Source organism: Pseudomonas sp. GL-R-26 (assembly GCF_019947365.1).
In the GTDB taxonomy this organism is placed as follows: domain Bacteria; phylum Pseudomonadota; class Gammaproteobacteria; order Pseudomonadales; family Pseudomonadaceae; genus Aquipseudomonas.
Window position 1 is genome coordinate 1 of record NZ_JAGYGI010000019.1, and the last position, 19,096, is coordinate 19,096.

Annotated in this window: 17 protein-coding genes and 2 pseudogenes; 4 read left to right on the forward strand and 15 right to left on the reverse strand. The window is 57.1% G+C overall.

The genetic code is table 11. The features are described from left to right. From KGA96_RS19555 to KGA96_RS19580, 6 genes are all read right to left on the reverse strand, one after another. A partial coding sequence (locus KGA96_RS19555; protein ID WP_150723572.1) for a hypothetical protein occupies positions 1-103 on the reverse strand: 103 nt, incomplete at its 3' end. Between the two features lie 73 nt (positions 104-176). Continuing rightward, positions 177-1,289 (reverse strand): GlxA family transcriptional regulator, encoded by a 1,113-nt coding sequence (locus tag KGA96_RS19560; RefSeq protein WP_404942345.1) that lies wholly within the window; start codon positions 1,287-1,289, stop codon positions 177-179. Positions 1,290-1,398: 109 nt separating this feature from the next. Then, positions 1,399-2,799 carry a GABA permease gene (gene gabP, locus KGA96_RS19565; protein WP_223514442.1) on the reverse strand — a complete coding sequence of 467 codons (1,401 nt, stop codon included), beginning with the start codon at positions 2,797-2,799 and terminating at the stop codon, positions 1,399-1,401. A 546-nt stretch (positions 2,800-3,345) separates the two neighbouring features. Beyond that, entirely contained in the window at positions 3,346-3,831 is a 486-nt protein-coding gene (locus KGA96_RS19570) for a DUF6130 family protein (protein ID WP_046038366.1), read from the reverse strand. A 206-nt stretch (positions 3,832-4,037) separates the two neighbouring features. Further along, positions 4,038-4,616 (reverse strand): S-(hydroxymethyl)glutathione synthase, encoded by a 579-nt coding sequence (gfa, locus tag KGA96_RS19575; RefSeq protein WP_223465018.1) that lies wholly within the window; start codon positions 4,614-4,616, stop codon positions 4,038-4,040. Between the two features lie 383 nt (positions 4,617-4,999). After that, positions 5,000-5,617 carry a LysE family translocator gene (locus KGA96_RS19580; RefSeq protein ID WP_046038364.1) on the reverse strand — a complete coding sequence of 206 codons (618 nt, stop codon included), beginning with the start codon at positions 5,615-5,617 and terminating at the stop codon, positions 5,000-5,002. 189 nt (positions 5,618-5,806) lie between these two features. Between KGA96_RS19580 and KGA96_RS19585 the strand changes: the two genes are divergently transcribed. Further along, positions 5,807-6,259 carry an Lrp/AsnC family transcriptional regulator gene (locus tag KGA96_RS19585; RefSeq protein WP_008053368.1) on the forward strand — a complete coding sequence of 151 codons (453 nt, stop codon included), beginning with the start codon at positions 5,807-5,809 and terminating at the stop codon, positions 6,257-6,259. 67 nt (positions 6,260-6,326) lie between these two features. Here the strand turns inward: KGA96_RS19585 and pcaG are convergent, their stop codons facing one another. The 4 genes and pseudogenes from pcaG to KGA96_RS19605 all read right to left on the reverse strand — a co-directional run. Then, on the reverse strand, positions 6,327-6,929 hold the full coding sequence (gene pcaG, locus KGA96_RS19590) for a protocatechuate 3,4-dioxygenase subunit alpha (RefSeq protein WP_223514445.1): 603 nt from the start codon (positions 6,927-6,929) through the stop codon (positions 6,327-6,329). Between the two features lie 12 nt (positions 6,930-6,941). Next, entirely contained in the window at positions 6,942-7,661 is a 720-nt protein-coding gene (gene pcaH, locus KGA96_RS19595; RefSeq protein ID WP_223514448.1) for a protocatechuate 3,4-dioxygenase subunit beta, read from the reverse strand. 126 nt (positions 7,662-7,787) lie between these two features. After that, entirely contained in the window at positions 7,788-8,711 is a 924-nt protein-coding gene (gene pcaQ / locus KGA96_RS19600; protein WP_046038361.1) for a pca operon transcription factor PcaQ, read from the reverse strand. 66 nt (positions 8,712-8,777) lie between these two features. Beyond that, a pseudogene (locus KGA96_RS19605) lies at positions 8,778-9,017 on the reverse strand (LysR family transcriptional regulator); the annotation flags it as partial. 2 nt (positions 9,018-9,019) lie between these two features. Here KGA96_RS19605 and KGA96_RS19610 point away from each other — a divergent pair. Next, positions 9,020-9,118, forward strand: a pseudogene (locus tag KGA96_RS19610) (3-oxoacyl-ACP reductase); the annotation flags it as partial. Between the two features lie 360 nt (positions 9,119-9,478). On the opposite strand, the gene KGA96_RS19615 reads toward KGA96_RS19610, so the two are convergent. The 3 genes from KGA96_RS19615 to KGA96_RS19625 are packed head-to-tail and all read right to left on the reverse strand — an operon-like array spanning position 9,479 to position 13,641. After that, positions 9,479-11,695 (reverse strand): DUF3604 domain-containing protein, encoded by a 2,217-nt coding sequence (locus KGA96_RS19615; RefSeq protein WP_223514452.1) that lies wholly within the window; start codon positions 11,693-11,695, stop codon positions 9,479-9,481. Positions 11,696-11,734: 39 nt separating this feature from the next. Further along, complete coding sequence (locus KGA96_RS19620; RefSeq protein WP_223514455.1) at positions 11,735-12,733, reverse strand: HupE/UreJ family protein; 999 nt, start codon at positions 12,731-12,733, stop codon at positions 11,735-11,737. Next, a complete protein-coding gene (locus KGA96_RS19625; RefSeq protein WP_223465027.1) occupies positions 12,733-13,641 on the reverse strand; it encodes a peptidyl-prolyl cis-trans isomerase in 909 nt (302 codons plus the stop codon). Before KGA96_RS19625 ends, KGA96_RS19620 begins: the two co-directional genes overlap by 1 nt. Before the next feature lie 184 nt (positions 13,642-13,825). Here KGA96_RS19625 and KGA96_RS19630 point away from each other — a divergent pair, with 184 nt between their 5' ends. Further along, entirely contained in the window at positions 13,826-14,173 is a 348-nt protein-coding gene (locus tag KGA96_RS19630) for a hypothetical protein (protein ID WP_223514458.1), read from the forward strand. 413 nt (positions 14,174-14,586) lie between these two features. Here KGA96_RS19630 and KGA96_RS19635 read toward each other — a convergent pair whose 3' ends face one another. Both KGA96_RS19635 and KGA96_RS19640 read right to left on the reverse strand, forming a co-directional pair. Then, the gene (locus KGA96_RS19635; protein ID WP_223514461.1) at positions 14,587-15,720 is read right to left on the reverse strand and encodes an aminotransferase class V-fold PLP-dependent enzyme; all 1,134 of its coding nucleotides are present in this window, start codon (positions 15,718-15,720) and stop codon (positions 14,587-14,589) included. 322 nt (positions 15,721-16,042) lie between these two features. Continuing rightward, entirely contained in the window at positions 16,043-16,660 is a 618-nt protein-coding gene (locus KGA96_RS19640) for a dTMP kinase (RefSeq protein ID WP_046038348.1), read from the reverse strand. 763 nt (positions 16,661-17,423) lie between these two features. Between KGA96_RS19640 and KGA96_RS19645 the strand changes: the two genes are divergently transcribed. Next, on the forward strand, positions 17,424-18,875 hold the full coding sequence (locus KGA96_RS19645) for a DUF1254 domain-containing protein (protein WP_223514620.1): 1,452 nt from the start codon (positions 17,424-17,426) through the stop codon (positions 18,873-18,875). Positions 18,876-19,096: the final 221 nt, after the last annotated feature.

Genomic DNA, 19,096 nt, shown 5'->3' on the forward strand with positions numbered 1-19,096 from the left:
CAGTGACCTTATGGCCCTGGCCGATCAGCTTCTTGATGGTTTCCGGGGTTGCAGCAACCCGTGTTTCACCGGTCTGGGTTTCGAGAGGAACACCAATGTGCACGTCAAATCTCCTGCGTGATCTTATCGAGTAAACCCATGCACTACGGATGAATGGGGACGGCAGGGACAGCCGATCAGCACGATTGCGCCAAATCAGAACGATCCATCATCCGGACACTGGCAAAAGTCGATTCGTTTCGTGCTTGGTCTAGCGCCGTCAGCGGTCTAGTCGATGACTGCTGCGTAGTCGCAAGCGTTGCAGGCTTGCGACTCAATTCAGTGCTGGAACGCTCGTCGCTTGGTGGAACACCAAAGTACTCGCGATAGCATTTGGAAAAGTGTGGTGTGGATACGAAACCGCATACATACGCCAACTCAATGATCGACAATGATGTTTGCTTAAGCAGTTGTCGCGCTCGAACAAGACGTAACCTTAAGTAGTAGCGTGACGGCGTACAGTGAAGGTATTTCTGAAATAGCCGTTCCAGCTGTCGACGTGACAGATCAACGTATTCTGCAAGGTTGTCCAGGTCGATCGGTTCCTCGAGATTGGCCTCCATCAACGCGACGATCTCCTGCAGCTTAGGCTGATGAGTTCCCAGCACATGCCTGAGCGGAACGCGCTGATGGTCCTGTTCGTTGCGTATGCGCTCGTAAACAAACATCTCAGAGATGGCTGCAGATAATTCACGACCATGATCGCGACCAATCAGGTGCAGCATCATGTCCAGCGGCGCTGTTCCCCCGGAGCTTGTGAAGCGGTTCCGGTCGAGGGTAAAGAGGCTCGCGCTGATGCTGACCCGTGGGAAAGCCTCCTGCATGGCGGCCAAACATTCCCAATGCACGCTGCACTCGTAGCCGTCGAGCAGCCCGGCTTTTGCGAGCGCCCAGCTACCGGTGCACACACCTCCCAACCGTCTGGATCGACGCGCCAAGGCTTGCAGCCAGGTAATGTGCTCGCGGGTAATCACGCTCTGGACTCCAACACCACCGCACACGATGACAGTGTCCGCCACCAATGGATTGTTCCACGAAGCATCCGGAGTGATCGGCACGCCGTCACTGGCCCAGACAGGCTCTCCATCGGGGCTGAACGTATGCCAGCGATATAGCTCTCGCCCCGACAACTGATTGGCCATGCGCAGTGGCTCTACTGCGGACGCCAGGGAAATCAGTGTGAATTTATCCAACAACAGAAAACCAACGGATTGAGTCGTACCGTCGGACACGGTGGAGTTCGATGACATCGTGGTCATGTCCTCACAAAGAGCGATTACGGCCTGAGACGCAGGAGCTTGTAATACCCCCCTGCCTTGGCGTAGGGAGTATCAGGTTTGGCGCAATACCTCCTTGGTTTTATCCCACTGACGTCACTCTCGCAGCCTGAGCAGGGTGACGCGACGTCACAAGGCCGATAAAGGAAATCGCCAGCGCCAGTCCAATGGTTGTGCTGACTTCGGTACGGTGCTCCGGGGTGATCATCATGACTGCCAGCGCTGCGCAAATGAACGCAATCACCAGCCAGGTCAGCCATGGAAACAGCCACATGCGAAAGCTCAGCTCAACGTTCTGTCGATGCAACATCCGGCGCATGCGCAGCTGCGACACCGCAATGGCCAGGTACACCAGCAAGGCAATCGCGCCGGAGCTGGCCAGCAGGAAGTCAAACAGCCCGGCGGGCATGAAGTAGCTCCACACGGTGATCGCCGCGCCCAGCACGGTGCTGGCGATGACTGCTGCCCGCGGTACGCCTTCGGAGGAGGTCGCTTTCAGCGCCTTAGGCGCATCGCCACGACGGCCCAGCGAGTACAGCATGCGCGAAGCAATGTAGATCGAGGAGTTCATGCAACTGGCCACGGCGATCAGCACCACCACGTCCACCATGAACTTGGCGTGGGGAATGTTCATGATCTCCAGTGCCCGCTGGTAGGAGCCTACCTGGGCGAGCAGCGGATCGTTCCAGGGCACCACGGAGATGACCACGAAAATCGACAACAGGTAGAACACGCCGATGCGCCAAATCACCGAACGCGTGGCCTTGGCAATGTTCTGCGAGGGATTGTCGGATTCGGCGGCGGCGATGGTCACCGCCTCAGTCCCGATGAAGCTGAACATGATGGTGATGAAAGCGCCGACTACCGCCGACAGGCCGTTGGGAGCAAATCCGCCATGCTCGGCCATCAGGCCGCTCAATCCGCTGACTTCCCGATCGGGAATCCAACCCATCAGCACGGCAAAACCCACGCCGATGAAACCGATGATCGCCACGACCTTGGCCATGGCGAACCAGAATTCGAATTCGCCGTACTTGGAGACACTGAACAGATTGGTGATCACCAACGCAATGATCGACACCAGGGCGAACAGCCAGGCATCGATCTGGGGAAACCACTGGTTCAACACATGGCCGGCGGCCAGTGCTTCGATAGGGATCACCAGCACCCAGAACCACCAGTACAGCCAACCGATGGTGAAGCCTGCCCAACGACCTATTGCCTGGTCGGCATAGGTGGAGAAGGAGCCTGTGTCCGGGTTGGCCACCGCCATTTCACCGAGCATACGCATGACCAGAACGACAAGCAGGCCTGAGAATAGGTAGGCCAGCAAGACGGCCGGCCCGGCAGCTGCAATGGCATGTCCTGAGCCAACGAATAAACCGGCGCCGATAATCCCGGCGATTGACAGCATTGTTACGTGACGAGGCTTGAAGCCCTGCGCCAATTGTCCACTCGAATCCTTGGAGTTCGGGCTAATCATTGGTTTTTTTTTCTCTGCTGATCGACATTTAGGCGAATTGATAGGGGCAACAGATCATCATTGTTGCCTGCTGGGCTTCCTGAAAGAGGCACCCTTCAACCGCTGCAGTTCTTATCAAACCCATCATCGCGATGTGGTTATTTCGATGAAAAGATGCGCCACCTTACCCGGCTTGTCCGACAATTCAGTTACCTGTTCACGCCGCCTCCTTGCCTGATATCGACACATGCCAATTTAGCGTTCACAGCGAAAACCAATCGGTCACGAAATGGCCGGGCGCAATCATATTGTTTTGTAGAGGATTCTGCTAAAGCAGCAACGGATGGGGATAGCCTGGAAGGTTTAAGCGGGCGAGAAGGTTTCGGGACGAGGGCCGTGAGATCTCTCTGGGAAGAGCGGATTGGATGATTTCAGCCTGTCGCGACAGGCTGAAAACGACCCATAGCTGACGGTGACGAAAGGCAGAAATCGGCTGAGTAGTCAGTCAGATGTGTTTTCGAAATCAGGGGCTGCTCACACCACCGCAGTTAGCTACGAACTCAACAGTTATGGTTTCACTGCGTGATCACCATCAATGTGGGGAGCCTCCGCTGGTTTCTTCTCCGGAACTATAAAACTCACTGTCGTACTGGTGAGGATTTTGTGAGTCGGGTCGGCCACTTCAAGAAGAACCTTGTGCGTGCCGGGCGTCAGTCCAACCAGGATAATCGGGTCTTCGCTGGTGTGCGCCCATGTACCTTTCCAGTCGTCGACGGTCACGTGGAGGTGACCGAGACGTGGTGATACATCAGCAGCCGCTTTGCCAAATACCGGCATGATCCGGGCGTGTTCTGCTCGATACTGGATTATGACAACACCGCGGGCGAGTGGCTCGGCAAGCGGTGGGTAGGCAATGAGTTTTGGCGCAGTCTCATTTTCCAATGGAAGTATTGCCGGTGGGGAATCGGTGTCTGCTAACGCTTGTCCGCACACGGCTGTGCAAATGCAGACACCCAAAGCCAGGGCCAATAGATTTCCGGGAACGAGGGACATGGTGTTTTTCTCCCGTGTGATTTCATTCAAGCCTGGATCAATCCGGGTATTTCCCAGTGTGGTACAAAATTGGTACGAGCGGAATTGAAAGCTGGCGTAACCCGTTGTCTTGATGCCCACAGCCCCCCAGTTAATTATGTGGGCCGCACAACATCAAAGGTGAATCGGAGCCGCGGTCCGGAAAAGAAACCGCGGCGACCGATCAATCAGGCGGCGGGGAGCAGGCCTTTCTGTTTGGCGACATGAGTCGCCAGTGCGTCCATCAAGTCCGGGGACAGACAGTCATAGGGTTCCAGGCCGATCGAGCGCAGACGCTCGCGGATAGCCTTCATTTGGGCTGGCGGTGTGCCGGTTTCGATGATGGAGGACACGAACGCCGCGAATCCCGGCGCAGCCCATCCGCTCTGTGGCGAAAGCTCGGTGTGGACGAAGTCCAGGCCATAAAACGCATGGCCCTTGTTTTCGATGCGCCCAAAGAGATGGGCGTGACACTGCTTGCAGGCGTGGCGCTGGATGGTGGCGGATTCGTCGACAATCGCCAGTTTTTCGCCGTGGGCAATGACGCTGACCTTATCTCGAGGCACCACGGCGATGACGGCGAATGTCGCGTTTTGTGGTTTCCAGCATTTGCTGCAGCCGCACGCGTGGTTATGCAGGGTTTGTGCGTCGATCTTGACCTCGACCTTGTCGGTCGCACACAGGCATTGCAAGGTGCCACCTGTGAAATTCGCGGCGGCGGGTTGGATACCATTGTCCAGTGCAGGGTGAAGTTGCAAGGTGCTCATGCTGGCGTCTCCGTTTCAGGGTGTCAGACAAAAGTGCCTGGGGCCGTGCCCCAGACCGGTAGTTCATCGGAACTCGATGACCGCGCAGATCGATTTGCCTTCATGCATCCGATCGAACCGCGGCGGATTTCGAAAAGGACACAGTGCATAAACGAGCGACCTCCTTCGGTGCGACCGTTCGGTTACCCAGATCAAGAATAGTCTGCGATGCCTAAGTCGCTGCCACTCACATCAGCCAATCAACTCGTGGACCGGTCGCCGGTCTGTAGACCTTCGGCGGCACGTTCTCTTGGGCTCTTCATCAAAGCTCCCTGGAAGGCGAGGGTGGAAAGGTATGCCCGGGGTCTGGAAATGCGCCTGCACTCAATGACCAGTGCCCGAAGTTAACCCAGCATCTGTTCGGTAAATAGCGTCACGGCAATGATGATCATGGTCGCTCCAGAGAAACGACTGACCCACTGAGCGGCGGCTGGGCGTGCCTTTAGAACAACCTGTGAGCCAAACCCGACCAGTAGATAAATAACGCCACAACTGACGGTGTGGACGAGCCCGAGCGCTAGCATCTGCGTCGGTACGGGCCAGGAGGCAGTGGCGTCGGCAAACTGGGGCAAGAGCGCCAGGAACAGTAGGAACACTTTCGGATTCAAGCCGCTGACGCAAAGCCCCTTGAGCGCCCAGCGCAGCCATGAGCCTGACATCTGAACCTCATCGGAGTGGGGGGTGGAGGGACGGGTGAGCATGTTGATGCCCAACCAAAGCAGGTAACCCGCGCCGGCCACCGTCAGCACTGACATGACCCCAGGATGGTTGGCGACCAGGGTGCCAACACCCGCGGCTACCACCACCGTGGCAATCAAGTGGCCGGATAACAGTCCGCCCACAGCCGGTATGACCACGCGATGCTTCAAACCGGCGGATATCGCGTAGGCCCAATCCGCTCCGGGCGTCACGACGAACAGAAACGACACTGCCCAGAAGGCAACAAAGACATTGAAGGTCATGGTGTCACCCGCGCCCGTTCATCAATCAATGCGTTATTCATCATTCCGCCTCTCATATCAAAGGCCGTCCCTCTTGTTTTCTGAAGAGGTGTGCGGTTGTTAATGGATAGAGGAAGATTAATGAAAAGTTGTTAGAATTAACTTTCAAAGATGATCGTATTTGCGTTGCAAAGAGGGAGATTATTCTGCATGGACAGAACTGACCGGAAGATTCTTGCCGAACTGCAAAAGGATGGTCGCCTTTCGGTCACTGAACTTGCCGAGCGTGTGGGCTTGAGCCTTTCACCCTGTCATCGGCGAGTGCGGGCACTGGAGGACTCCGGTGTATTGCTGGGTTATCGCGCGCAACTTGATCCCGGTGCACTGGGCCTGAATTTTTCCGCAATGGTATTTGCCACGCTCCGCGAGGGTGACCGGCAAGCCGTCGAGGCGTTCGAGGCGGCGCTCATTGATATACCCCAGGTGGTCGATGCCCAGAGGCTGTTTGGGGAGCCGGACTACCTGCTGCACGTCGTTGCCCAGGACTTGCCCGCCTTTCAACGGCTTTACGATGAGAGCCTCTCGACATTGCCTAATGTGCAACGGCTCACCTCGACCCTGGTCATGAAGCGGGTCATTCAAGACCGGCCGCTACCTTTGTGATCGGCCCAACGGAAGATAACGTTCTTGTCTCTCAAACAGCCTCCCCGTAGAGGGGAGGCTGTCATCGTCAGAAGTCGAAGAACACCGTCTCCGCTTCGCCTTGAAGGTGAATGTCGAAGCGGTAGGCCAGCTTCCCGTCAACCGTGCAGCGCCTGGCAATCAGGGATTCACGCCGATGTGGCTGTTCGATCAGATTCAATACGGGGTCCACGGCATTCGCCTCGGGTTCGTCATCGAAATACAGTCGCGTCTGCAGGTGAATGTTGATGCCCCGGGCGAACAGCGACACATTGATATGCGCTGCCATGGGGACACCCGAGGCATTTTTCACCAGGCCAGGCTTGACGGTTTCGATCGTCCATTCGCCGACATCTGTGGTGGCGGTACGGCCAAAACAGTTGAAGGGTTTTTCCAGATCGAAACCGCTGTCGTAGAGGCCTTGGTGATTGGCCTGCCAGAACTCCAGAAACGCGTCACGAATCAAGTGGCCGTTACCGTCATAAACGTGACCCAGCAATAGAATGTGCTCACCGGGCGCGCCAGGTTTTGCCATCACATTCCAGATTTCCTGTTCCCGCGGCGGGTTGCCGGCCGCCTCCAGTGCCAGTCCGATATGCACATAGGGGCCGGCTGTTTGCGACGGGGTTTCAGGTAGAAGTTGAACGGGCATATGCAGGCCTCCTCAGCAGTTTTCGAAGTGGGTCTTGCGCTGGCCGCACAGGACGATATCAAAGCGATAAGCCAGGCAATCCATGGGATTGGCCATGCTCATATCGAGCCTGGCGATCAGGCTCTGTACCGCGTCCTGATTGGCGATCGACTTGACGATCGGGCACATGGGGATCAGCGGATCGCCTTCGAAATACAGCTGGGTAATCAGGCGCGTGGCAATGGACGGGCCACTGATGGAGACATGGATATGGGCGGGTCGCCAGTCATTGGGACCGTTGCGCCATGGGTAGGGACCGGGCTTGACCGTGCGGAAACTGTAGTTGCCATCGCGGTCGGTCAAGGCACGGCCGACGCCACCGAAATTCGCATCAAGAGGCGCCAGATAACTGTCTTTTTTATGCCGGTAACGGCCACCGGCATTGGCTTGCCACATTTCCACCAAAGTATGTGGGATCGGCTTGCCGTACTGATCACAAACCCGGCCCGCGACAATGATGCGTTCGCCGATGGGCAGGCCACCGTGATTGAAATTCAGCAGCAGGTCGTTATCGTACCGGCCCATCTTCAGATGGGAAAAATCCGGGCCGCTGGTTTCCGAGACAGACTGGGGAATGCTCACCAGTGCCTGGCGGGGGGAGCGCAGGATCGAAGTCTTGTAGTCAGGTGTCAGGGCTTTGGGATGCCAATTACGGTCACGAATGGCGAAGCGGCTTTCATGCGCATCAGACATGTCGTTTTTCCTATTGTTATGGTTGGTCAGAGGCAAGCACTGCGATGGCAGCGACTTGCAGCTCAGTCTCCTCTTGTACGGCCCAACCCAAAATTGAAAAAACCGACTTGTTGCATGTCCAAATGGTTATGGATATTTCCCTTCGCGATATTCTTGCCCGACCTCGCGCAGTGCCTCCACGCACCACTGGGCCGCGGGTGTCACCGGCAACACAGGATTTGTGCAGAGCCCCACGGAACCACCGGCTTCACGCATCCCCAGCTCTACCAGCTCACCTAGCTTCAAGTCCTGCCTGACCGCGTCAAACGGCGCGACCCAGATTGCCTGGCTGCATTGGACGTAGCGCCGGCTCAGGGTAATCGACAGGGTTTCCAGGCGTTGGCGCGAGGGGGAGATCCCGTGCTGCACAAACAGGCTGTCGGCGAATTTGCGGATCGTCGTCCCCGCCAACGGTAGTACCACCGGATAGTTTTCGAGGTTGTTATGCCCCGGTGGATCACTCAGCACTGGATGGTCTTTACGTACCACCAGGGTCATGGATTCGCTGTAAAGGTGCTCGAACGTCAACCCGTGAATCGATGGGCTATCGGTCATTCTGCCGACCACCAGGTCCAGCTCGCCGACACGCAGTTGGGACAGCAGGTAGGCGCTCGGCCCGGTCACGACACTGACCGCCAGGGCGGGATGCCGGTCGTGCAAGCGGCAGACAACTTCAGGCACCAACAGGCTTTCGACGGTGGAGAGCACGCCGAGTCGTACGGCGATCGGCTCATGCACACCGGAGCGCAAACTGTTGACCCCTTCACGCAGCGATTGCACGCTCGGCCCCGCATAGCGCAAAAAGGCCACCCCGGCCTCGGTCAGCGTCGAGCCCTTTTTGCTCCGCTCGAACAGCCTGGCAGCCAACAGGGATTCCAGTTCCTTGAGGGTTTTTGAAAGCGCCGGCTGGCTGATTGCCAACTTGTCGCAGGCACGTGCCAGGCTGCCCTGGCGCGCCACCTCGAGAAAACACACCAGATGACGGAATTTGATTCGGGTGTCGATGTTCAATCTGCTGCTCCGTCTTCGTGGTGTGGCATTCATTACGCCTGTTGACCGATGCTCGCAATATGGGGGTTATCGGTCAACATTCGGCAGTTCGCAGCCCGGGATCAGTCGTCCCAGTTTGACCGCCTGCTGATAAAGCACCTGCATGAGCTGCGTGGCGGACTCGCCAAGCGGCTCGAACCGCGAGTAGACAAAGCGGATATCGAAATGAGTCGCCTCAACCAGCGGTACGACGATCAGGCCGCTGTCCTGGGCCACGAACTCATCGATGATGGTCAGCCCCATACCTTGCTTGACCAAGGCGACCGTTCGAGGAGATCGCCAACATGATGACCTGGATCGCCGGCCCCGAGTGCAGCTTCACCACGGGCTTTGTGTTTGACCTCAGTGGCGGGAGGGCCACCTATTGAGAGGCCTGGGTGTCGCGCACCTCACCGCGCTGGAGCTGGCGCCCGACGCGTTGGTACGAGAAGGCGGCGCGCGCGGGTTGGCATGAACGTGCATATCTTGCAGATCCTTGGTATTACCTCACACCCTCTTTTGAACGAGCGCTTCTGGCCGATGGCTGCCTCTGACGAGGGGCAGCTACCGACCCAAAGCGGACTCCCAACGATGACTGCTTTCGGTAACAGTGCCCATTCAAGTATCAATGTCTGAATAAGTACATTTGGGCCGATTCGCGAACAGCTTTCTTTCTGAGCTACGGCAATATCGGTTCGCGTCAATCTGCCAGTACCGATGTATGCAGAACATCAGTACTGGCTTCGGCGCTACTTGACCTCCTCAACCTCATAATTCACATAGCCGAACTCGTTGCTGCGTGCCGCCATGTATTTGCCGTTTTGCTCGAATACTGTGGCCTCGAAGGGGGTGCCGCCGAGTGTTGTCACTAGATGTCCGTCCTTGATTTCATATTTGGCCGGTACGCCAAACTGGCCGTCATGCAGCATGTTCAGGTATTCCCCTTGCGTAGGCGGCTTGCCATCGACGCTGGTGACCAGGCGTTGGCCTTCGGTGCCATAGACGATCTCGAACGTCTGGCCGGTGACGGTATTGCGCACCTTGATGGTTTTGCCCACCACATAGGCTTGCAGCTGCTCGTTGTTGAGCGCTTTGGCGCCTTCGGTTTTCAGCTGATCGATGGTTTTGCCCGCAGCGACAAGCTTGCTGTCCTCAACTGTCGGCGTGTACCAGATCGGCGAAGTCCACGCACGTTCCTGGACGGTGGTCGAGACGTCGGCCGGCGGCGGTACTTGCAGCTTGGCCGCGTCATAGGTGCTCCAGCGAGGGGTCGGAATCTGTAGCACGCGGGCGTAGTAGAACGCGTGCCGGGCCGGATCGAAATCCGGATCGACCCAGACTTTTTTCAGCTCGGTGGCACCAATGGTATTGGTGTAAGTCGCCTTGGAAACATCGACCGTGGAGCCCACCGGTGGGATTTTGCCGGTGGCCTGGTCCAGTTGGCGATCACCGGACCAGGCGACGTCGTAGACCTTCTCGAAGGTCTGGCCGTTTTTAGTCCAGCCCTTGATGATCTGGATTCGGTCGAGGTTGCCATCGTCGACATCCTTGACCGCCCACACCACGAAGGACGGCGTCTGTTTACCCTGTTTTGCCGGCAAGTCGCCGCCCATGGGAACGCCCTTGGCGTAGGCGGCATGCACCCAGTCTTTTTCATTCCACAAACTGCTGTCGAAACCCCAGCCACCAAACATGCGCACGGGGATGCGCACACCGCTGGTGCCATAGACTTCTTTGCGCTTCATGGCATCGAAGATCGATTCACGGGTGTTCTCTTCGGCCCAGACACCGGCCAGACCGGAGGTGCTGGTTTGCAAGGCAATCAACCCCGAGTTCTGTTTGTCGGAAAGACGCGCCGCTGGGGTGCTGTCGGTAAAGCCGTGGGAGCCGAAGTTGTAGCTCTGCGAATAAGGAATCACCCCATTGTGCGAGTCGCTGGCGCCGACCACGCCCATTTTGTAAGGGTTGTATCCTCGAGCTTGCTGCAAAGCCATGCCGTTTTTCCAGGCTTGCCTTACGTAACTGCCATTGATTTTCGACGTGCTGTTGTCGATGCCGAGCAGGAAACTCATGACTTCATAATTGGCAAATTCGTCTGTCGGCGACAGTTCGGGGTGGGTTTCCGAGGTGCCCTTTACCTGGTGAATTTCGGTGAGGGATTCATTGCGCATCCGCGTCTCGGCCCAGGCGGCATCGATGGGGCGCCCACGGTCATCTACGTCCACCGGAAACATCAGGCCGTTGCTGAGGTTGGCATTGTGGGAGATCGCCAGCACTTCGTTGCCTTTTTTGCGTTGATCGTCCATCCAGCCCCACAAATCCTCCGGTTTGTCCGAATCGAGGGCTGTGAAGGGCAGGTCCGGCACCTTCTTCGAGTCGCGAAAAAACACATTGCGGTGCATGTTTTGATTGTTGGGGGCCGAGGTCCATTCATAGGCTACAAACGTGGTGAACTTGCCGGGCTTGTAGTACTTGTCGGCGATGGCGATGTTCTGCTGCCAGATACTGCCGGCAACCTTCGGGTCGATCAGCTCCTTGATCGGGTGGCTCAAGCTGCCGGCGATCCACTTGAACACCCGGTTGAAATCTTCCGGGGTTTTGACAATCAGCTTTTGCGCGATGGGCAGCTTGCTGAAGTCTGACTTCGGATCGTTGGCCAGGGCGATCACGCCCACGTATTCCGAGTGGTCGGTCACGCCATGGAAATCCAGCGGGCGGCCCTTGAGTTGCACTTCAAACCCCATTGGATGCTTGATCGGCATCCCAAGTGAGTATTGGTACGTCTGCTCGGGATCGACCTGGTGGTTGCCGATCAGGTAGGCATCAATCGACCAGGAGCTGTGCGAGTGTGTCTGGCCAAAGTAAACCTCGCGATCCGGGTTGCCCTCTGCCAATGCCAGCGTGCTGACCGTTAACACGGCGCAACCGAGCAGTGTTGGCACGGTGAAATGTGTAGGGTTTTTCATATTCCACGTCTCCGGAATACGGCAATGACAGGGTGCAACTCAGGACAAGAAACTCGAGACTCTTTGGAAAAACCAGAAGGCAGCCAGCGTACCCAACCCGTAAGAAGCAATCGGTCGGGCATACAGGACTGCGGGCCGTGGCAGTCGACAACGCAGCAGCAGTGCGCGCAGGCTCAACACGACGGCGACGAACATCAGTTGGCCGATCTCGACGCCGACATTGAAGGTGAACAGCGCCAGCGGCAGATCGCGCTGCGGCAAACCGATTTGCGCCAGCGCATCGGCAAAACCGAAGCCATGCAACAGGCCAAAACAGAACGCCACCACCCATGGCCACTGGAGGGTGAAACTGGTTTCGTCACGGTTCTTGCGGGCGATTTCCACTGCCAGCAACAGTATGCTCAGCGCAATCGTCGCTTCCACAGGAGGGCCGGGCAGCCGCACCGCACCCAGTGTAGCGAGTGCCAGAGTGACGGAATGGGCGAGGGTGAATGCGGTGATGGTCTTCACCAGCATCCAGCCATTACCCACCAGCAGAAGGAGACCGAAGACGAACAGCAGGTGATCGAAGCCCCCCAGGATGTGTTGGATGCCATGAACCAGAAATGCACCGGCCACCGAGAACGCTCCCGGTGTGGCAGCAATCTCTATCCAGGGTTGCGCAGGGTGGACGAGGGTGGTCGTCAGGCTGCCGTCCAGGCGCGAGACACGCACCAGCACATCGGTGATGCTCGCTTGCAGGCCGATGAATTGAATACGTTGCCCGACCAGTCCTGCGGGACCGGCTTCAATAACTCGACGCTCGATCAGTGAATCGTTCAGTTCGCTTTCCACGGGCTCAACGACAGTGCGCACACCTTCGGCAAACCGGAGCGCAATCGGCAATCGCATGCCTGAAAGCACAGGTGTGCGCCACAGTACGTCATAGCGCCCGACGGCCGTTTCGTTGAGTTCCAGGTAAGCGGGGCGCGACTCATGGGCCATGGCCGTTAGCCCCACGAGCCAGAGCACCAACAGCAGCCATACCGTGCGCCTCATCACGGCTGCTCCTTGTGTGTGGCGGCAATCGCACCGGCGGAAGCAGGTACCATCACCACGACCTCATAGCGTGCTTTCAGTGCATCGAAATTTGCGCGTTTCGATGCGCTGCGTTGTTCGGACATCCAATCGGACTTGACCTGCTGGGCCACGGCTTCGAAGGGCGGAGGAGGTGATTTGGCCAGCGCATCAATCCACACCAGGTGCCAGCCAAAACCCGACTCCACAGGCCCCACCCAACCCCCCGGCGTTTGCTTGAACAATGAAATGGCGAACGTTGAACCAAAGACCCGCGCCACCTGATCCCGGGATTGTTCCGAGTAGGCGTTTTTAAACATAAAGGCATCGCCTTCACCACTGTTCTTGTCAGACAGCCCACTGAGTGCGGACTGAGCCTGCGCTTGCGCATCCGCACCACGTTTGTCCAAAGCGAAAAACAAATGATGGAAAGTCAAAAGTGGCGGCGGGGCATATTGGTCCTGATGCTGGTTGTACCAGGCCTCAAGTACGCCGGGTGCCGGTTCGTGAAGTGACGCTACATCCTCAGCGAGGAAGTCCATTTTTTGCGCCAGTCGGCGGCGAATAATAGTGTCGTCTTTATCCAGGCCAAGTTTCAGTGCTTCGCGATAGAGGATTTCCTCTTTCACATATTCCTCAATCAGGCCCTGCAACTGTTGCTCCGATGCGGGTCGCTGCCATCGCGCAAGCCAGGAAATCGCGATCCGCTGAACAACTTCAGGGGTGATTTCGATGCGTTGCGGATCTTGATCAAGGGTTGGACGGTGTAAACCTCCGTACAACACAAAGAGTGCAAAGCCGGCGATCAGAAAGTGCAATAACGGCTGGCGGAGGCATCGCTTGATTAACGAAAATCGAGATTCTTTCGCTTCGCAGACGCTTAAGTTCATGACTTATTGCCCCACGCTATACTGCGAATGGTTTTCGCAGCAGGGTGGAGTATTGCTGCTGTACCGGAACTTTCCACCAAGGCTAATCACGATAAGCACTAAGGCTTAGTAGCAATCGGGTTAACCAATTCCTCAGGGCCGTCCAACCTTGCACCTATACAGCCCGGGACGGAGCGCCCATGTGATGAAAGGACTGCTTGTTTTCGCCGCGATCATCGAGGCAGCCACTGGCGTGGCGCTGATACTTATCCCGTCGCTGCTCGGGCAACTTCTGCTTGGCATCGAACTGACGGGCGTCATCGTCCCCGTGGCCGGCATCGCCCTCATCGCATTGGCCATCGCCTGCTGGCCGGGACCCGCAATGCTCGGGATGTTGGTCTATAACGCAGCCACTACGCTTTATCTCGCCTACGTTGGCATCTCAGGGGAATCGAGTGGGGTTTTATTGTGGCCGGTGGTCGTATTGCACGGGATCATGACGGTACTTTTGATTCGAGCAATGACAAGCCAGCCGAGGAACTCACAGACGTAGTCAACGCGTGGCTAGTATGCGTTTTCAGACGCCGGCAAATCCTGCGGTTTTAAGGGGCACGCTCATCTACTCCTGGTCGGTTGCGGTACTCCTGATGATTCGACGCCAGGGCAACAGTTCAATGACTGCTTTTGGCTGTGGATTCAACCGGTCGATGCAACAGATTGGCTAAATCGTTCAGCCGCCAATCATCCGCCCCATGAAAGGCTTCGTTGGAAACCTTTTCTGATAGCGCTGAAGGGCGCACGTGTCAGTAAAACGCGTGCACGGGCTTTCCCTTATGGTTCTAACATGACGTCCGGGCGACCAACTTCATATTCGTCGAAGATCAGCGTCATGGGCCGGCAGTGACCAGTGCCGGATGCCTTCCTGGAATTCAAAAATTCGGTGTGTGCTGCGGGGGAGATGAGAGCTTAGTTACCCATCACCTCGTCCAGTGCCTGCTCGAGGGTACTGACCGTGCGCTCGATATTGTGCAGCTTTTCGAGTCCGAACAGACCGATGCGGAAGGTCTGGAAGTCGGCCGGCTCGTCGCATTGCAACGGCACTCCGGCGGCGATCTGTAGGCCGTGGTTGGCAAATTTCGTACCGCTCTTGATGTCGGCATCATCGGTGTAGCTCACCACTACGCCAGGGGCCTGAAAGCCGGCTGCGGCCACGCTTTTGATGCCTTTGCCGGTCAACATTGCGCGCACCCGATCGCCCAGAGCCTGTTGTTCGCCGCGGACCTTGTCGAAACCGTAGGCTTGCGTCTCTTTCATCACTTCGTTAAATCGCGCGAGGGAATCGCTGGGCATGGTCGCATGGTAGGCATGTCCGCCCTGTTCGTAGGCCTGCATGATCTGAAGCCACTTTTTCAGGTCGCAGGCGAAGCTGCTGCTATGCGTCTGTTCGATGCGCTCGAGGGCCAAAGAACTGAGCATCACCAGGGCGCAGCAAGGGGAGGCGCTCCAGCCTTTCTGCGGTGCGCTGATCAGCAGGTCGACTGCGCATTTCTGCATGTCAACCCAAAGCGTGCCTGAGGCGATGCAGTCCAGCACGAACAGGCCATCCACTGCATGCACGGCGTCGCCGACGGCCCGCAGGTACTCGTCGGGCAGGATAATCCCTGATGAGGTTTCAACGTGGGGGGCGAAGACAATCTGCGGCTTCTGCGCCTGAATGGCTGCCAGCACTTCGTCCAGAGGGGGTGGGGCGTAGGCAGCCTGGCGACCAGTGTCGACCGGTCGGGCTTTCAGCACCGTGGTTGCCGCCGGGATGTTGCCCATCTCAAGGATCTGGCTCCAGCGATAACTGAACCAGCCGTTGCGTATCACCAGGCATTGCTGGTCGGTGGCAAACTGTCGCGCCACCGCTTCCATGCCGAATGTGCCGCTGCCCGGGACCACCGCAACAGCCTGGGCGTTGTAGACCTGTTTCAGGGTCCTGGAAATGTTCTTCATCACGCCTTGAAATGACTGCGACATGTGGTTGAGCGAGCGGTCGGTGTAGACCACTGAGTACTCGACCAGCCCCTCGGGATCGATACTGGGATATAGCTTTGACATGGGGTGACTCCTTTGGCAGAGATCTCAGTGGTATCGACCCTGCCCTAAGCCTTGGCAAATGACAAGATTGCTCGGGATTGAATTGCGACTTCTGTCGGGCGGCAGGCATCATCAGGTCGATTACTGGACGTAGCAATGCTCGCAGGTGGCTGCTGAGTTGTGGGAGGGTGGGCCTTAAAGGTTCCTACCTCCTTACGTTCGGTCGATAACGACCAGTTACGAAGGGCAGCAGCCGACCCAAAGCGGTCGGTAAGCCGAGCCAAGTTAAGCGAGCAAGGTACCGCTATCTCAACCGCATCAAGGCCGGCGCAGCGAACTTTGCCTAAGGGGCATCGAGGACTCTATAGATCTCAGAAGTCACCTGCATCGTTGCGTCTTCGATCGTTCCTTCATTACGGCATAAAACCCAGCCGTGATCTGCAATCGCTCGCTCGAACGCCTTGGTACAAGCGACATGTTCTTCCAGCTTATGGATGACAGTACTGCTCAGCCCACGCCGTCGTGCCGCTGCCCTCGCCCATGAAATATCAGGGGCGGTGACAACCCCGACATGCAGGTCTGGCACTCGCACGTTTCGATCAATGTTCAACTGTAGAATCTCTGCAAACGGGACTATCCGGCGAAATGCGGCATCAGACGGGTACCAGCGATCGATCAAGATGATGCTGCCTGGTGGCTGTTTAGCCAGCACGTGCTGGGAAATCCAAGTACGGCTATCAGCAAAGCGCTCACAAACCCTCAACTCCAAATCCCGGGTGGGATTTCTGACGAGCTTGTTAACGAGGGCCATTGTTTCGCCCCTATAGGGATCGCTTTTTTGCTCGCAAAGTCGGATCACCTTTTTGTTGTCTGCCCTCAGTACTTTCGTAACGGCCTCCAACAGTGTGGTTTTGCCGGTTCCCTTGGGCCCATCTAGAGAAACAAACAGTGGACGATTCATTCTTCAAATAACAATTGATATACGGTTTTTTGCCCGGTTCGTTCGCTGGAATTGCTTGGCGCGACTACGCGAATCGAGTGGAGGGCCCTTATGAGCAGACATTGATGAACACTCTAACCTGGTTTCTGGCTAATCCGACATGCTCGGCCCCCCACTCAGGGCAAATATCTTGTTCCGCAGCGAGATGCGCGGCCGAAATTTTACTTGTCACGACTGACCGGAAATGGCCGATTTCTGCCTGTCACGAAGGGGGGGGCGACCCATAGCGGTCTTCGGCGGACCTCAAGAGTTAATCTCTGACTATCCGCTTTTTGGCTGCTGATCACGATTGGCTGTTCTCGAAGCCAAATGGTCCGTAACGGCGGCGCGTAAATATTACGGAACTGAATCTGAGCTGCTCAGCTGCGCAAGGGGATGCTGGCTTATTGTGATCTACACTCCCTGGGCGTGTGAGTTGGCGCTTCGCCACAGGATTTACTCAGTCGCTAAGTAAAGAGACAGACCTGAATTTCAGTGGGTCGCGGTCTGGGTGGGTGCACGCCAGTCGATCAGCAAAAAACCTTGTCTGGCAATCGTGTATCCGGCGAGTTCGACAACACCTGGATTGAAGCCCTGATCGCCCATATGACCTGGCACTACTGAAAAAAGTCGGGAGGGTTTCAAGCATTCAAATTATTTCACCGTGGCCATGAACGCTCACGGTGCCAGCTTGCTCAAAACTAACGAGGTGGAAATGAACAGGAAGTCTAACCGGGGCTGGACAATGGCTGCGGCACTCGTCGTAGTGGGTTCAACGCTTTTTGCGGGGTGTGCGAGCAAGAACGATCCGATCACGCAGGCAGACAAGACGGATGTGACCAAGGGCGTACCCGCGCCGAGTCTCGAGCAGACCAAGGCGATCGCCGAGGAAGGCTTTATTTACGGCTTACCGCTGGTCATGAACTACGCCGTGATGAACGAATATGCTGTGGACAAGGGCGGCCCGCAATACAAGGCGCCGTTCAACCAGATCAAGAACGAGCCTCGCGTCTTCACCTACCAAGACACGGCCATCATCACTCCGAACAGCGACACCCCGTACTCGTTTGTCTGGCTAGACCTGCGCGCGGAGCCGATGGTGATCTCGGTGCCGGCAGTGGACAAGCGGCGTTACTACTCGGTGCAGATGATCGACGGCAACACTTACAACTACGGTTACATCGGCAGCCGTGCCACCGGCAGCGAGCCAGGCCAATACATGGTGGTCGGTCCCGATTGGAAAGGCGCCCCCCCTCCCAGTATCAAAAAAGTCTTCACCTCGACCACTCCCTTCGCCGTGAGCGCCATTCGGACTCAGCTCTACAATGCCAAGGACATGCCGAATGTCGAGAAGGTGCAAGCAGGCTACAAGGTCCAGCCGCTGTCCGCCTTCCTCCATCAACCCGCGCCGCCCACTGCGCCGAAGATTGATTTCGTGCCGGCTACGACGGAAGGCATCAAGGCCAACTTCTTCGAGTACCTGTCGGCCGCGATGGAGTATGTGCCGCCATCGGCTGACGACCAGGAGATCCGGGCCAAGCTGGCGAGCATTGGGGTGGGACCCGGTCGCACCTTCGAATTTAAGGACCTCTCGCTCGAGCACAAGGCCGTGGTCCTGCTCGGGATGAAGGCCGGTGACGAGAAGGTCGACAAGTTCCTCGCGAGCGGGACGAAGATAATCAACGGCTGGAACGTAGGCGCGTACTTCGGCGACCAAACGTTCTACAAGGCCGACTGGCTGAAGCGTGCCGGTGCCGCGAAAGGCGGCCTCTACGGCAACGACGCCGTCGAGGCGATGTATCCCAACACGCGCACCGACGGCACCGGCCAGACGCTGGATACCAGCAAGCGCAAGTACACGCTGACTTTCCCGGCCGGCAAACTGCCGCCAGTCAATGCCTTCTGGTCGGTGACCATGTACGACGGCAAGAGCCAGCTGCTGGTCAAGAATCCGCTCAACCGTTACCTGATCAATTCACCGATGCTGTCGGCGATGAAGAAAAACACGGATGGTTCACTGACGCTGTACATCCAGAAAGACTCCCCCGGCAAGGCTAAGGAGGCAAACTGGTTGCCCGCGCCTGACGACACGGTCTTTCTGGTAATGCGCCTCTACTGGCCGAAGACCGCACCGCCTTCGATTCTTCCCGCCGGCGAAGGCAGCTGGCAGCCACCGGCGCTGGTGGTCTCGAAGTAAATCTTGCGGCCCATTGCTGACACTCGGCGTAGGTCGGTGTCGGCTTGTGCTGCCTTTTTGCCAATAGCAGCCAATCATCAAGGGCTGCTATTGGCCGTTCTCTGCCGATCATGGTTACAAAGCGTGCTGGTCAAATCCGATGCAATCGGTGGTCAGAACGAATGCAAATGACTGGTCAGGTCGAATGCAAGCGGGTGGTCAAGTGGAGTGCAATTTCGCAG

What these genes read in the sequence shown, in the direction of transcription:
- KGA96_RS19560 (WP_404942345.1), bottom strand. Translation starts at nt 1,289, where the DNA reads ATGTCATCGAACTCCACCGTGTCCGACGGTACGACTCAATCCGTTGGT.
- KGA96_RS19585 (WP_008053368.1), top strand. Translation starts at nt 5,807, where the DNA reads ATGGACAGAACTGACCGGAAGATTCTTGCCGAACTGCAAAAGGATGGT.
- pcaG (WP_223514445.1), bottom strand. Translation starts at nt 6,929, where the DNA reads ATGCCCGTTCAACTTCTACCTGAAACCCCGTCGCAAACAGCCGGCCCC.
- KGA96_RS19570 (WP_046038366.1), bottom strand. Translation starts at nt 3,831, where the DNA reads ATGTCCCTCGTTCCCGGAAATCTATTGGCCCTGGCTTTGGGTGTCTGC.
- KGA96_RS19620 (WP_223514455.1), bottom strand. Translation starts at nt 12,733, where the DNA reads ATGAGGCGCACGGTATGGCTGCTGTTGGTGCTCTGGCTCGTGGGGCTA.
- KGA96_RS19645 (WP_223514620.1), top strand. Translation starts at nt 17,424, where the DNA reads ATGGCTGCGGCACTCGTCGTAGTGGGTTCAACGCTTTTTGCGGGGTGT.
- pcaH (WP_223514448.1), bottom strand. Translation starts at nt 7,661, where the DNA reads ATGTCTGATGCGCATGAAAGCCGCTTCGCCATTCGTGACCGTAATTGG.
- KGA96_RS19580 (WP_046038364.1), bottom strand. Translation starts at nt 5,617, where the DNA reads ATGACCTTCAATGTCTTTGTTGCCTTCTGGGCAGTGTCGTTTCTGTTC.
- KGA96_RS19640 (WP_046038348.1), bottom strand. Translation starts at nt 16,660, where the DNA reads ATGAATCGTCCACTGTTTGTTTCTCTAGATGGGCCCAAGGGAACCGGC.
- KGA96_RS19625 (WP_223465027.1), bottom strand. Translation starts at nt 13,641, where the DNA reads ATGAACTTAAGCGTCTGCGAAGCGAAAGAATCTCGATTTTCGTTAATC.
- gabP (WP_223514442.1), bottom strand. Translation starts at nt 2,799, where the DNA reads ATGATTAGCCCGAACTCCAAGGATTCGAGTGGACAATTGGCGCAGGGC.
- KGA96_RS19630 (WP_223514458.1), top strand. Translation starts at nt 13,826, where the DNA reads ATGAAAGGACTGCTTGTTTTCGCCGCGATCATCGAGGCAGCCACTGGC.
- KGA96_RS19635 (WP_223514461.1), bottom strand. Translation starts at nt 15,720, where the DNA reads ATGTCAAAGCTATATCCCAGTATCGATCCCGAGGGGCTGGTCGAGTAC.
- gfa (WP_223465018.1), bottom strand. Translation starts at nt 4,616, where the DNA reads ATGAGCACCTTGCAACTTCACCCTGCACTGGACAATGGTATCCAACCC.
- KGA96_RS19615 (WP_223514452.1), bottom strand. Translation starts at nt 11,695, where the DNA reads ATGAAAAACCCTACACATTTCACCGTGCCAACACTGCTCGGTTGCGCC.